Raw genomic sequence first — 14256 nt, forward strand, 5'->3', positions numbered from 1 at the left:
GGTACTCCGGAAATGTCGCGGTGGAAATGAAGCGTGGATTGGATCAGGGAGCCTTGGGCACGATGACCTTGAGTCCCTTGAAGTAGTCGCGGAAAAAGCCCGCGTCGCGGGTGATCAGGCCCGCGCACTGAAGCAGCGCGTGCGCGCCGACGATGAAATCGGGCACGGTGCGCGGTGAAGCCTGGCCGCCCTGCCCCGCGGCGCGGCGGCGCTGGTTGAAGCGGCGCTGCATTTCGCCGGCGCGGATCGCGGAGCGGCGTTCGACGGGCACGTAGCGCATGCCCATCTCCTCCACCACGTCCATGATGTCGGTGCCGTGGCCAAGGCCTGCGGTGATCTCGCTGACCACCACGTCGCACAGCACTACCGGCCCCTGCGCGAGCGCGTCGCGCACGCAGCGTTCGGCGGCGTCGGCCATGCCGGTATCGTCGCCGAGCAGGTCGATCAGGACGGAGGTGTCGATCGCGATCATCGGCGGCGGTCAGGGCTCGACGGGATCGCCCGGCGCGCGGCCGCGCAGCTCGCGCATGACGTCGTCGGTGCTCACGCCTTCGGGCAGCTTGAAGCGGCCGCGGGCGCGGGAAATCGCATCGTCGACGTTCTTGCGCAGGATGATGCGGCCACCTTCGAGCTCGACCTTGAGCAGGGTGCCCTTGGTCAGCCCCAGGGCGTCGCGCACCGCCTTGGGCAGTGTGATCTGGCCGCGTTCGGCGACTGTGGCTTCCATGGCGCGCTCCTCCGCCCTGCACTGACGGAGCGGTATGCGCACATTATACATACTTTCCAATACGTACTGGTGGCCGCATACTGGGTTGCCGCGAACGCATCGCTTACACATCCCTCCGTACACTAGGTGGCTGCCTGCCCGCCACGACATCCACACAAGGAGCCCCAGCCATGGCCGATTCCTTCTCCACCCGCGACCGTCTCGAGGTCAACGGCAAGTCCTACACCTACGCCAGCCTCGCGAAGCTCGGTACGCAGTTCGACCTCGCCCGCCTGCCCTACTCCATGAAGATCCTGCTGGAGAATCTGCTCCGCCACGAGGACGGCGGGATCACGGTGGGCAAGGAGCACATCGAGGCCGTGGCGCGCTGGGACGCGACCGCCGAGCCCGATACCGAGATCGCCTTCATGCCGGCGCGGGTGGTGCTGCAGGACTTCACCGGCGTGCCCTGCGTGGTCGACCTCGCCGCGATGCGCGATGCCGTGGCGCGCCTGGGCGGCAGCCCGGAGCAGATCAACCCGCTGATTCCTTCCGAGCTGGTGATCGACCATTCGGTGCAGGTCGACGTGTTCGGCCGCCCGGATGCGCTGGACCTCAACGGCAAGATCGAATTCGAGCGCAACAAGGAGCGCTACGGCTTCCTGCGCTGGGGCCAGAACGCGTTCGGCAACTTCAAGGTGGTGCCGCCCAACACCGGCATCGTGCACCAGGTGAACCTCGAGAACCTCGCCCGCGTGGTGATGGAGCGCGAGCTGGAGGGCGAGACCTGGGCGTTCCCGGACACCGTGTTCGGCACCGACAGCCACACCACGATGATCAACGGCATCGGCGTGCTTGGCTGGGGCGTGGGCGGCATCGAGGCCGAGGCGGCGATGCTGGGCCAGCCTTCGTCGATGCTGATCCCGCAGGTGGTGGGCTTCAAGCTCGTCGGCAGGATGCCCGAAGGCGCCACCGCCACCGACCTGGTGCTCACCGTCACCCAGATGCTGCGCAAGCACGGCGTGGTCGGCAAGTTCGTCGAGTTCTTTGGCGAAGGCCTGCAGCACCTGCCGCTGGCCGACCGCGCCACCATCGGCAACATGTCGCCGGAATATGGCGCCACCTGCGGCATCTTCCCGGTCGATGCCGAAGCCGTGCGCTACCTGCGCCTGTCCGGGCGCAGCGAAGAGCAGATCGCGCTGGTCGAGGCCTATGCCAGGGCGCAGGGCCTGTGGCATGAGCCCGCTCAGGCCGAGGCGAGCTATTCGTCGGTGATGGAGCTCGACATGGCGACGGTCAAGCCCTCGCTCGCCGGCCCCAAGCGCCCGCAGGACCGGGTGCTGCTCGAGGACATGAAGCGGAACTTCAACGACAACGTCGGCCCGATGACCGCCCAGCGCGAAAAATCGCGCGACGTGCAGGTCAACCGCTTTGAAAAGGAAGGCGGCGGCCAGCCGCAGGCCGAGCGCCTGGCGGCCAAGCCGGTCTCCACGATCAGCATCGATGACTGCGACCACCAGCTGACCGATGGTTCGGTGGTGATCGCGGCCATCACGTCCTGCACCAACACGTCCAACCCGGCGGTGATGCTGGGCGCAGGCCTGGTGGCGCGCAACGCCGTGGCCAAGGGCCTGAAGGCCGCGCCGTGGGTGAAGACGTCGCTCGGCCCGGGCTCACTGGTGGTCACCGACTACCTGGAGAAGGCCGGCGTCATGGACGACCTGGAGAAGCTCGGCTTCTACGTGGTCGGCTACGGCTGCACCACCTGCATCGGCAACTCGGGGCCGCTGCCGGCAGCGGTATCCAAGGGCATCGCCGAGAACGACCTCGCCGCGGCCGCCGTTCTGTCGGGCAACCGCAACTTCGAGGGACGCATCCACGCCGAGGTGAAAATGAACTACCTCGCGTCGCCGCCGCTGGTCGTCGCGTACGCGATCGCCGGCACCGTCGACATCGACCTCACCACCGAGGCGCTGGGCCAGGACCAGGACGGCAACGACGTCTACCTGCGCGACATCTGGCCGAGCAACAGGGAAATCGGCGACATGATCGCTGCCACCGTGGGCCCGGAACTGTTCGCGAAGAACTATGCCGACGTGTTCAAGGGCGATGCGCGCTGGAACTCGATGGATTCGCCGGAAAGCGAGCTCTATCCCTGGGACGAAGCATCGACCTACATCAAGAACCCGCCCTACTTCGACGGCATGACCATGGAGGTCGGCAGCATCGACGACATCCATGGCGCGCGCGTGCTCGGCCTGTTCGGCGATTCGATCACCACCGACCACATCTCGCCGGCGGGCGCGATCAAGAAGGACTCGCCGGCGGGCCTGTTCCTGCAGTCGCGCGGCGTGCAGCCGGCGGATTTCAACAGCTACGGTTCGCGCCGCGGCAACGACGACGTGATGGTGCGTGGCACCTTCGCCAACATCCGCATCAAGAACCAGTTCTTCGGCGGCGAGGAAGGCGGCAACACGCTGTACTTCGGCAGCACCCCGCCGGAGAAGATGCCCATCTACGACGCGGCGATGAAGTACAAGGCCGACGGCACGGCGCTGGTGGTGATCGCGGGCAAGGAATACGGCACCGGTTCGTCGCGCGACTGGGCGGCCAAGGGCACCAGCCTGATGGGCGTGAAGGCGGTGATCGCCGAGAGCTTCGAGCGCATCCACCGCTCCAACCTGGTCGGCATGGGCGTGCTGCCTCTGCAGTTCATCGAGGGCGAAGGGGCGGCGTCACTGGGCCTTGACGGTACCGAGACCTTCGCCATCACCGGCCTGCAGGACGGTGCCGCGAGGCGCGCCACCGTGACCGCCACCGCAGGCGACGGCAGCAGCAAGGAGTTCCAGGCCGAGGTCATGCTGCTGACGCCCAAGGAGGTGGAGTACTTCCGCAACGGCGGACTGCTGCATTACGTGCTGCGGCAGCTGGCGGGGCAATACGCCGCCTGACATCGCGGATCAGCGCAGCGCCGGCGACCAGTCGGCGCTGGCCATCCGCCAGTCGCCGTCGACCAGGCGCCAGCCGGTGTCGACCTGCCAGGCGCGAGCGCTGTCGGGCAGCAGGCGCCCGCTGCCGCCACCCGAGAGCACGGCGCCAAAGCGGACCCGGGCGTTGTTGTCCTGCAGTTCGACATCCAGCGGGCCGGGCAAGACGCCCACGTCGGCGTGGCGCAGGAAATGAAGCGCGGCCAGGCGCCGCGCGCCGTCACGGTCAAGGCCGCCCGGGCCGATAAAGTCTTCGGCAAGGAACGATGCGACATCGCCCGCGTCTCGTGCCTCGATGGCCGCCTGCAGCCCCTCGAAGGCTTCCCGAAGGGCCTGTTCCGGCGGCGGGCGCGTGCAGCCGATCGCGGCCATGCAGAGCAGCACCAGCAGGGCAGCGGCGCGCCAGGCGGGCGTGTCCCCGCGTCCGTGACTGGGCATGGCTCATCCTCCGGTCAATCGAGCGAGTGCCAGCATAGCTGCACCGCGCCTTGCCGCGCTGCGGAGGCCTGTGCTCCAATCGAGACGATACGCCGAGGCATGGAGCATGCCGGCACAACAGCCCGAGGGGGAATGAATGAGCAGTACTGAACGGCCGTGGCTGGCGAACTATCCGGAAGGGATCCCCTCGGAAATCGATGCCGACGAGTACAACTCGATCCCGGCCCTGCTCCAGGAAGCGATCGACAAATACCGCGACCAGCCCGCGTTCTCCAACATGGGCGTCTCGATCACCTACGGCGAACTCGACGCGCTCAGCAACCAGTTCGCTTCCTACCTGCTCGAGGTGCTCAGGCTCAAGAAGGGCGATCGCCTCGCGATCATGATGCCCAACTGCCTGCAGTACCCGATCGCGACCTTCGGCGCGCTGCGCGCGGGACTCGCGGTCGTCAACACCAACCCGATGTATACCGCGCGCGAGCTCCGCCACCAGCTGGTGGACTCGGGCGCGCGGGCGATCCTGGTGCTCGACAACTTCGGCCACGTCGTGCAGAAAGTGCTCGCCGACAGCAAGGTCGAAACCGTCATCACCACCGGCCTGGGCGACATGCTCGGCTTCCCCAAGGGCGCGATCGTCAACTTCGTCGTCAAGCACGTGAAGAAGATGGTGCCCGACTATTCCATCCAGGGCGCGGTCCGCTTCCGCGACACGCTCAAGGCCGGCGCCAGGCACGAAACGCCGAAGGTCGAAATCGACCGCGAGGACATCGCCTTCCTTCAGTACACCGGCGGCACGACGGGCGTCGCCAAGGGCGCGATGCTCACCCACCGCAACCTGGTGGCGAACATGCAGCAGGCTTCGGCCTGGGTCAGCAAGCAGGCCAAGCCCGGCCAGGAAGTCATCATCACCGCGCTGCCGCTGTACCACATCTTCGCGCTGACGGCGAACGGGCTGGTGTTCACCAAGTTCGGCGCCAAGAACATCCTGATCACCAACCCGAGGGACATGCCGGGCTTCATCAAGGAGCTCAAGCGCGAGCCCTTCACCGCGATCACCGGCGTCAACACGCTGTTCAACGGCCTGCTCAACACCCCCGGCTTCGAGGACGTGGACTTCTCGCAGCTGCGGTTGACCCTGGGTGGCGGCATGGCCGTGCAGCGCTCGGTGGCCGAGCGCTGGAAGAAGGCTACCGGCGTCACCCTGGTCGAGGCCTACGGACTCACGGAGACTTCGCCGGCGGCCTGCATCAATCCGATGGACCTGGTCGAGTACAACGGCGCCATCGGCCTGCCGATCCCGTCCACCGACGCCTGCGTCAAGGACGAGGAAGGCCGCATGCTGCCGGTCGGCGAAGTCGGCGAGCTGTGCATCAAGGGGCCGCAGGTGATGCGCGGCTACTGGCAGCGTCCGGAAGACACGGCGGCGGCGATCGATGCCAATGGCTGGCTGCATACCGGCGACATGGCACGCATGGACGAAGGCGGCTTCTTCTACATCGTCGACCGCAAGAAGGACATGATCCTGGTCTCAGGCTTCAACGTGTATCCCAACGAGATCGAGGACGTGATCGCGATGATGCCCGGGGTGCTGGAAGTGGCGGCGGTTGGCGTTCCCGACGAGAAGTCGGGCGAGGTGGTGAAGCTGGTGATCGTGAAGAAGGATCCTTCCCTGACCGCCGAGCAGGTGAAGGCGCATGCGCGCAATGAACTCACCGGCTACAAGCAACCGCGCATCATCGAGTTCCGCGACGAGCTTCCGAAAACCAACGTCGGGAAAATCCTGCGCCGGGAGCTCCGCGACGAATCCCCGGCCTGAAACGTGACCTAGCTCACACTTCTACTGAAACAAGGGTCACCCTGGACCCTGCTGCCTTCTCCCCGCTTGCCCAAGCGGGGCAAACAGCGCATAGATGCCTGCAAACGGGCATTCATCATCTTTCCAGGACTCCGCCGGCGGGCCCGGCCGGAGGCGTCCTGCATGTCAGGGGACCTCCACATGAACGTCGAAATGTTGCACCGCAATACCGCCACCGACCTGGCCACGATCCGCATCTCCCACGACCCGTCCAACGCCTCGCACTGGTGCCATATGCACGCCGCCGAGGCCTTCCGCGATGCCTCGTACCGCCCCTGTTTCTCGCCCCGGCTGCTGCGCGAGCTGCGCCTGTTCGCACGCGAGGCCATCGAGGGCTGCCAGGCCACGGCCGACGCGGCAACCGGGTCCGGCCCATCGCTCTCGCATATCGTCATCGGTTCCGATGCGCACGTGTTCAACCTTGGCGGCGATCTCGACCTGTTCGCGCGCCTGATCCGCGAGCGTGACCGCGACGGCCTGTTGCGCTATGCGACCGAATGCGTCGACAGCATCCACCTGCTGCATACCCGCCTGCACCCCGATGCGCACACCATCGCGCTGGTCGAGGGCGACGCGCTGGGAGGCGGTTTCGAGCTCGCCCTCGCCTGCCAGACCATCGTTGCCGAACGCGGCGTGCAGATGGGCTTCCCGGAAGTGCTCTTCGGCCTGTTCCCCGGCATGGGCGCCTACTCGCTGCTCTCGCAGCGCATCGGGCCAAGGCGCGCCGAGGCGATGATGCTGGACGGCGTGATGTACAGCAGCGAACGGCTCCACGAGATGGGTATCGTCGACGTGCTGGTCGAGCCCGGCGAAGGCGTGCGCGGCGTCAACGAAGTCATCCGCCAGAACCGCCGCATCGCCGCGGCCAGGCTGGCCCTGCACCGGGTGCGCGACGCCATCGACCCGATTTCCCACGAAGACCTGATGGAGGTCACCCGCATCTGGGTGGACACCGCGCTGCAGCTCGGCGACCGCCAGCTGCGGATGATGGAACGACTGGTGCGGGCCCAGCTGCAGCGGCCCGAATCGCACGGCGCCGCGGCGCGCGTCCACGGCCACTGACCGGCCTGCGGGGTTTCAGGCGCTGTCCGGACCCGCTGCGGTGTCGCCGCGCGCGAGATCGCCACGCGCGCGCAGCGCCGCCAGCGCCTGTTCCAGCTGCTGACGGAGCAGGCGCACCATGCCCGGCCACTCGCGGGTGAGCTCGTCGCTGTGCATGCCCATGCCCTGCGAGGCGCTGTCTGACAGGCGGACCGCGCCCATGTTGCCCGCCGCGCCCTTCAGGGCGTGGCAGGCATCGCGGAACCCTTCCCACTGCCCGGCCACGCCGGCAAGCTCAAGCTCGGCCACGCACTTGCGGGCATCCCGCGCGCATTCGCCCAGGAAGCGGTGCACGAATTCCTCGCCCAGCCCCATCTCGCGCAGTTCGTCGAGGATGTGCTGCGAGATCACGCTGCCGTCGGCCTGCCCCGCGCCCGACGGCTGCGCGTCCTGGGTCGAAATCGACGGCGCGGCGCCTTCCGCGATCGCGGCCAGGCGCTCAAGCAGGCGGTCGACTACCACCGGCTTGGTCATGAAGGCGTAGGCACCGGCACGCTCGCACTCGGCACGCGCCTCGGGCGTGGCGTCGGCGGTGAGCACGATGAACGGCGTGCGCCTGCGGCCGGCCTCCATGAAGCGCGCCTGCTTGAGCACTTCCACGCCGCTCTGGCCAGGCATGTGCAGGTCGATGATCACGGCGTCGAAGGCCTGTGCTTCGAGCGCGGAGAGCACGTCCTCGCCGTCGTCGACCACTTGCGCACGATGACCGGCCTTTTCCAGCAGGCGGCGCATCACCATGAGATTGGCGCCTTGGTCGTCGGCCACCAGCACGCGCAGTGGACGCACGCGCGCGCGGTGTCGCACGAAGGGGTCGCTGAAGGCGATGACATTGCTGCCGTCGGCAGCCGACGGCTGTGCCGCGACCGCAAACGGCAGCTCGACCCAGAAGTGCGACCCGCCGCCGGCCGTGCTTTCCAGGCCGATGCTGCCGCCCAGCTGCTCGACCAGTGCCTTGGCGATGGTCGTGCCCAGGCCGGAGCCTCCGAAACGACGCCCCAGGCCGCTGTCGACCTGCTCGAAGGCTTCGAAGATCCGCCCCTGCGCCTCTTCTGCGATGCCGATGCCGGTGTCCCGGACCGAGAAACGCAGCCAGATCGCGCTGTCATCGCGCGGCAGCCGCTCGACCTCGAGCGACACCCGGCCGTGGTCGGTAAACTTGATCGCGTTGGAGACCAGGTTCACCAGCACATGGCGCACATGGTTGCTGTCGCCGTGCATCTGCGCGGGAACACCGGCGGCCATCCGGGTCTCGAACAGCAGCCCCTTGGCCTGCGCCCCGGGCTCGAGCATCAGCTGGATGCCGCGGACCAGCTCGGTCAGCGAGAAGTCGGCATCCGTGCGCCTGAACTTGCCTGCCTCCATGCTGGACAGGTCGAGCACTTCGTCCACCAGCATCTGCAGCGAGCGCGCCGAGGTGCGTATGACCTCGGCGCTGTCACGCTGCTCGGCGCTGAGGGACGTGGAAGAAAGCAGCTCCGACATCCCGAGGATGCCGTTTAGCGGCGTGCGCAGCTCGTGGCTGATGTTGGCCAGGAAGCGGCTCTTGGCGCGGTTGGCCGCTTCCGCGGCTTCGGTGGCCTGAACCAGCTTGCGCAGCAGCGAGCTGAGGTAGAGCGGCACCGCGGCCAGTCCCACCAGCAGCCCGCTGCCCAGCAGCAGGTTCTGCTGCCAGTAGGGCGTGGTCATGAGCGCCGTGCCAAACGACACCGTCGCGAAGCCGATCGCCAGGTACAGCCAGCGCGGGCCGTAGCGCAGGCCGTTGCCGACCGTGACCCACATGATCACCACGTACATCCACGCCAGCAGGTCGCCCAGCAGGTACAGCCCCACGCCCATCAGGCTGTAGTCGGCGATCATGCCCAGCACCCGGCGCGGATACGACACGCCCGGCCGCGCCAGCAGCCACCCGAGGATCACGAAGCCGATCCCGAACTCCACGGTCAGCAGCTGCCACGACAGCCTCAGCGCGTCCGCCACCCCGGGCCGGCCGCTGACCACCACCTGCAGGTAGGCCGCCACCAGCACCAGCATCGCCATGCGTACCAGCGCCTGGCCGTGCTCGGTATCGGGGCGGCCGGTCAGGCGCTGCCTGGTCCATTGCAGGGCAGCGATCGTCACGCTCAGGCCTCCCTGGTCCCGGCCTCGGCCGACGCAGCCTCGGCGGCATAGCGGGCGCAGGTTTCTTCCACGCGCCGGCGGTTGGCCACCAGCGCATCGACACAGCGCGGGTCGAACAGTCGCCCGCTTTCGGACGTGATGTAGTCGAAGGTCTCGTCCATGCTCCAGGCGCGCTTGTACGGGCGCTGGGACAGCAGGGCGTCGAAGACGTCGGCCACCGCCACCACGCGCGCCTCCAGCGGGATGGCTTCGCCGACCAGCGCGTCGGGGTAACCGCTGCCGTCATAACGCTCCTGGTGGCGCAGCGCGATGCTGGCCCCCATCTGCACGAAGCGGTTCTGGCTTCCCTGCAACAGATCGTGGCCGATCTCCGGGTGCCTGCGCATCACCGCGAGTTCGTCTTCGGTGAGCGGACCCGGCTTCAGCAGGACGGCGTCGGGGATCGCGATCTTGCCGATGTCGTGCAGCGGCGCGGCCAGCTCGATGGTCCGGACCTCGTCTTCGCCCAGGCCCAGGCCTTCGGCGACGATGCCGGCCACCGCCGCCAGGCGCGCGAGGTTGGCGCTGGTGCCGGAGTCGCGGTAGGCGATCGCACGTGCCAGGCGGGTCAGGGTCTCGCGCTCGCGCTCCTCGACCTCGTGCATGCTTGAGAGCAGCCGCTGCTCGAGTGAAAGCGCGCGCTGCTTGACCGACTCCGCCTGCTGGCGGAGTTGCAGCAGGTTGCGGCAGCGCGCGCGCAGCTCGCGTGGGCGCACCGGCTTGACCAGGAAGTCGATCACGCCGGCATCGAGTGCCGCCTGCCGGATCGGCTCGTCGCCGACCACGGTCACCAGCACGATCGGCACGTCGCGGTGCAGCATCGGGCGGCGGAAGCGTCGGGCGAACTCCAGACCGTCCATCACCGGCATGCGGTAGTCGAGCAGCAGCAGGTCCGGGCGATTGTCCTCGCACCAGCGCAGCGCTTCCTGCGGGTCGCTGAAGTCCAGCACCTCGAGCTCGGGACTGATGTCCTCGAGGATGTGCCGCAGCATCGTGCGGGCCGAAGTCTGGTCGTCGACGATGACGATGTTCACGTGATTCCTGCCCCCAGCGCGATCGGTCCCGGCAAGGCACACGGGTGCCACCGGTAGTCAGGGCACGCACGACCCGTGCCCGCCCCGGCCCCCCGTTCTGGGGGGCCAAGATCCGAGAGTACGACAGAACCGGCGGAAATCGGGCACTTGCTGCCCTTCCTGGTCACCCGGGCGCCGTGCCGCTGGGGCGCATGTAGGGGAACAGCAGCACGTCCCGGATCGACGACGAGCCGGTGAGCAGCATCACCAGGCGATCGATGCCGACGCCCAGCCCGCCGGTGGGCGGCATGCCCACTTCGAGCGCGCGGATGTAGTCGGCGTCGTAGTGCATGGCCTCGTCATCTCCGCCGGCCTTGGCTTCGACCTGGGCGCGGAAGCGCGCGGCCTGGTCCTCGGGGTCGTTGAGCTCGGAGAAGCCGTTGGCCAGCTCCTTGCCGCCGATGAACAGCTCGAAGCGGTCGGTGATGCCTGGCTCCGAATCGGACTCGCGCGCCAGCGGCGAGACCTCCACCGGGTAGTGGGTGATGAAGGTCGGCTGCACCAGCCCGTCCTCGACCGTCGCCTCGAAGATCTCCAGGAGCAGCTTGCCCCAGCCCCAGGACGGCTTGACCGACACCTTCAGGCGCTGGCAATGGGCGGCGAGCGCGTCGCGGTCGCGGCAGTCGGCGGCGCTGATGTCCGGATTCAGTTCGCGCACCGCATCCTGCATCTTCCAGCGGCGGAACGCCGGCGCCAGGTCGATGTCGTGGCCGTCCCAGTCGAAGCGCGTGGCGCCGGTCGACTCCTGCGCCACGTCGCGGATCATGCCTTCGGTCAGATCCATGACCTCGATGTAGCTGGCATAGGCTTCATACAGCTCGAGCATCGTGAACTCGGGGTTGTGCCGGGTGCTGACGCCCTCGTTGCGGAAGTTGCGGTTGATCTCGTAGACGCGCTCGAAGCCGCCCACCACCAGCCGCTTCAGGTAGAGCTCCGGCGCCACGCGCAGGTAGAGCTCGAGGTCGAGGGCGTTGTGGTGGGTGGTGAACGGGCGCGCCGTGGCACCGCCGGCGATGTAATGCATCATCGGCGTCTCTACTTCCAGGAAGCGGCGCGCATCGAGCCAGCGGCGCATCGCGGCGATCACCTTCGAACGCACCACGAACACCTCGCGCGCGTCGGGATTCACGATCAGGTCGACGTAGCGCTGGCGGTAGCGCTGCTCGACGTCGGCCAGGCCGTGCCACTTGTCCGGGAGCGGGCGCAGCGACTTGGTCAGCAGGCGCAGTGAGTCGACCTTGACCGAAAGCTCGCCTGTGCGGGTACGCGTGAGCCCGCCTTCGGCGGCGATGATGTCACCCACGTCCCAGGACTTGAACGCGTCGTAGGTCTCGCCCAGCGCATTGGCCTGCAGGAACAGCTGGACGCCACCGCTGACGTCCTGCAGCTGCACGAACGCGGCCTTGCCCATCACCCGCTTGGCGAGCATGCGCCCGGCCACGGCCACGCGCCGGCCGGTTTCCTGCAGCGCCTCGGCGCTCCATGCCTCGGCATCGGCGTACTCATCCTGGAGGTCGCCGGCGTGGTCGGTGCGCCGGAAGTCGTTCGGGAACGCGACGCCCTGCCCGCGCAGCGTGGCCAGCTTGCCGCGACGCTCGGCGATGAGGCTGTTTTCGTCAGCGAGCTGCTGCGGCTGTGCGGGGGTGGTCATGGTGGTCTCTGGCATTGGGATTCAGGAACGGAGGTGACGATCAGTGGTGCATCGGGTGGAACATTCGCGGCTGTAGCCGCTCCCGCAAAGGCAAACGGCCCGTCAAGGGAGGTGCACCTAGCGTGGCGGCGCTCCTGTGGGAGCAGCCATGGCTGCGCGATGGCCTGTGCGATCAAATCGCATCCAGCCGCTTTGAACCCGCCTCCAGCCCGGATTTCAGGCTGGCCTCGATGAATTCATCCAGGTCGCCGTCCAGCACGTTCTGCGTATCCGAACGCTCGATGCCGGTGCGCAGGTCCTTGATCCGGCTCTGGTCGAGCACGTAGTTGCGGATCTGGCTGCCCCAGCCGATGTCGGACTTGGTGGCTTCCAGCGCATCCTTCTCGACGTTGCGCTTCTGCACTTCGAGCTCGTAGAGCTTGGCGGCCAGCATCTTCATCGCGGTGTCGCGGTTCTGGTGCTGGCTGCGCCCGTTCTGGCAGGCGACCACGGTATTGGTCGGGATGTGGGTGATGCGCACCGCCGACTCGGTCTTGTTGACGTGCTGGCCACCGGCACCGGAAGACCGGTACACGTCGGTCCTGAGGTCGGCCGGGTTGATCTGGATGTCGATGTCGTCGTCGACTTCCGGCGACACGAACACCGAGGTGAAGCTGGTATGGCGGCGGTTGTCGGAGTCGAAGGGCGACTTGCGCACCAGCCGATGCACGCCGATCTCGGTCTTCAGCCAGCCATAGGCGTACTCGCCCTCGATGCGCACCGTGGCCGATTTGATGCCGGCGACATCGCCGCCGCTGGCCTCCATGATCTCGGCCTTCCAGCCGCGGTTCTCCGCCCAGCGCAGGTACATGCGCAGCAGGATCTCGGCCCAGTCCTGTGCCTCGGTGCCGCCGGCGCCGGCCTGGATGTCGAGGAAGGCGTTGGCCGAATCCATCTGCCCGGAGAACATGCGCTGGAACTCCAGCTTCTCCACCTGGCCGCTGAGGCTTTCGACGTCGGCCTCGACCGCCTGCGCGGTCTCCTCGTCGCTTTCGGCATCGGCCAGGTCAAGCAGTTCGGCGGCGCCCACCAGGCCCTCGGTCATGTCGCGGATGCCGTTGACGGTCTTGTCGAGCAGCGAGCGCTCGCGCCCCAAGGCCTGCGCACGCTCGGGATCGTTCCAGATATCGGGATTCTCGAGCTCGCGCTCTACTTCCTCGAGCCGCTCGCGCTTGGTGTCGTAGTCAAAGAAACCCCCTCAGCGCATCCAGCCGACCCTTCAGGTCGGCGATGCGCTGGCGGACGGGATTGAGCTCCATCATGTGCTGTGGATCCGCATGGAAAGAGGCGGATTCTAGCAATTCCGGCGTGCTCCCTGCCGGCGCTCAGGATCGTGGCGCTGAGGCAAGCCGCGCACGGAGCGCTTCGCGATGGCGGCGGCTGCAAGGCAGCACCGTGCCATCGACCAGGTGCAGGCGGGCGTCGCCGGTGTCGAGTGGCTCGATCGAGGCGACCAGGTCGAGCCTGGCGATGTAGCTTCGGTGGATGCGCGCGAAGCGGGCGGGATCCAGCTTCGCCTCGATCTCGGCCATCGTGCTGCGCAGCGGGTAATCGCGCCCGGCCACATGCAGGTTCACGTAGTTGCCCGCGGCCTGCAGCCACTCGACATCGGCGGCGGCCACCAGGAAATCGCGACCCAGCTTGCGGACCAGGAAGCGCTCGGGCCGCCCCGGCGCGGGCGCCGGGACGCCCGGGTCGGGTTCGGCGAGCATGCGCACCTCCCCCTGCAGCCGCCGCCACAGCCAGCTGTACCCGTGCGCGATGAACACGATGGAAGCGAAGGTGCGGACGTCCTTCAGGTATTCGTAGGGCAGGCCCACGGCCCAGTCGAAGTCGTACCGGTCGCCCATGGCCGCATGGGCGAGCATGCGCATCAGCACCATCCCCGCCACGTGCAGCAGCGACCAGATGAGGCTCGCCGCCAGGTAGCCGGGCAGGCGCCGCAGCCAGGTGTCGACGTGCAGCGGCCAGCGCTCGCACAGCCACAGCAAGGGCGGCAGCAGGAGCAGCGACGCGATCGCGCTGCTGGCTTCCCAGACCGCCGGCTGCCAGGCCTCGAGCACCCGACCGTGGCGATCGGCATCGATCAATGCGACGGCCGTGTTGGCGATGGCGCCGAAGCCGAACACCAGCACCCACGCGGCGATCTCGACCGGACGCCTCCACGCCAGGTGCCTGTTCCAGAAATCCCGTTCGCGCGCGGCGGCGCGTCCCCTGTCGTCATGCATGCCGCGATTGTAATTGTCGCT

The 14256-nt window shown here is 67.7% G+C and carries 11 protein-coding genes; 3 read left to right on the forward strand and 8 right to left on the reverse strand.

The features are described from left to right. Window positions 1–43: 43 nt before the first annotated feature. Together WCD84_RS02910 and WCD84_RS02915 are read right to left on the reverse strand one after the other, a co-directional pair. Window positions 44–472 (reverse strand): type II toxin-antitoxin system VapC family toxin, encoded by a 429-nt coding sequence (locus WCD84_RS02910; protein WP_343280357.1) that lies wholly within the window; start codon window positions 470–472, stop codon window positions 44–46. A 9-nt stretch (window positions 473–481) separates the two neighbouring features. Next, window positions 482–727, reverse strand: coding sequence for an AbrB/MazE/SpoVT family DNA-binding domain-containing protein (locus WCD84_RS02915; protein WP_343275650.1), 246 nt, complete (start codon window positions 725–727; stop codon window positions 482–484). 170 nt (window positions 728–897) lie between these two features. On the opposite strand from WCD84_RS02915, the gene acnA reads away from it, so the two are divergent. After that, complete coding sequence (gene acnA, locus WCD84_RS02920) at window positions 898–3657, forward strand: aconitate hydratase AcnA (RefSeq protein WP_343280358.1); 2760 nt, start codon at window positions 898–900, stop codon at window positions 3655–3657. Window positions 3658–3666: 9 nt separating this feature from the next. Here acnA and WCD84_RS02925 read toward each other — a convergent pair whose 3' ends face one another. Then, window positions 3667–4131, reverse strand: a complete 465-nt coding sequence (locus WCD84_RS02925; protein WP_343280359.1) for a nuclear transport factor 2 family protein — start codon at window positions 4129–4131, stop codon at window positions 3667–3669. 136 nt (window positions 4132–4267) lie between these two features. On the opposite strand from WCD84_RS02925, the gene WCD84_RS02930 reads away from it, so the two are divergent. Both WCD84_RS02930 and WCD84_RS02935 read left to right on the forward strand, forming a co-directional pair. Beyond that, window positions 4268–5947, forward strand: coding sequence for a long-chain fatty acid--CoA ligase (locus WCD84_RS02930; RefSeq protein ID WP_343280360.1), 1680 nt, complete (start codon window positions 4268–4270; stop codon window positions 5945–5947). Between the two features lie 180 nt (window positions 5948–6127). Next, a complete protein-coding gene (locus tag WCD84_RS02935) occupies window positions 6128–7048 on the forward strand; it encodes a crotonase/enoyl-CoA hydratase family protein (RefSeq protein WP_343280361.1) in 921 nt (306 codons plus the stop codon). A gap of 15 nt (window positions 7049–7063) precedes the next feature. Here WCD84_RS02935 and WCD84_RS02940 read toward each other — a convergent pair whose 3' ends face one another. From WCD84_RS02940 to WCD84_RS02960, 5 genes are all read right to left on the reverse strand, one after another. Beyond that, window positions 7064–9205, reverse strand: coding sequence for an ATP-binding protein (locus WCD84_RS02940; protein WP_343280362.1), 2142 nt, complete (start codon window positions 9203–9205; stop codon window positions 7064–7066). Between the two features lie 2 nt (window positions 9206–9207). Beyond that, window positions 9208–10236, reverse strand: a complete 1029-nt coding sequence (locus WCD84_RS02945; protein ID WP_449280056.1) for an HD domain-containing phosphohydrolase — start codon at window positions 10234–10236, stop codon at window positions 9208–9210. 205 nt (window positions 10237–10441) lie between these two features. Beyond that, entirely contained in the window at window positions 10442–11983 is a 1542-nt protein-coding gene (gene lysS, locus WCD84_RS02950) for a lysine--tRNA ligase (protein ID WP_449280053.1), read from the reverse strand. Between the two features lie 157 nt (window positions 11984–12140). Then, window positions 12141–13269 (reverse strand): peptide chain release factor 2 gene (gene prfB / locus WCD84_RS02955; protein ID WP_343280365.1). Its coding sequence is split into 2 segments (ribosomal slippage): window positions 12141–13193 and window positions 13195–13269, totalling 1128 coding nucleotides; the frame shifts between segments, so codons are not numbered across the junction. Window positions 13270–13332: 63 nt separating this feature from the next. Then, a complete protein-coding gene (locus tag WCD84_RS02960; protein ID WP_343253903.1) occupies window positions 13333–14235 on the reverse strand; it encodes a LytTR family DNA-binding domain-containing protein in 903 nt (300 codons plus the stop codon). Window positions 14236–14256 lie beyond the last annotated feature (21 nt).

It is taken from the genome of Luteimonas changyuni, from assembly GCF_039548395.1.
Lineage (GTDB): Bacteria > Pseudomonadota > Gammaproteobacteria > Xanthomonadales > Xanthomonadaceae > Luteimonas.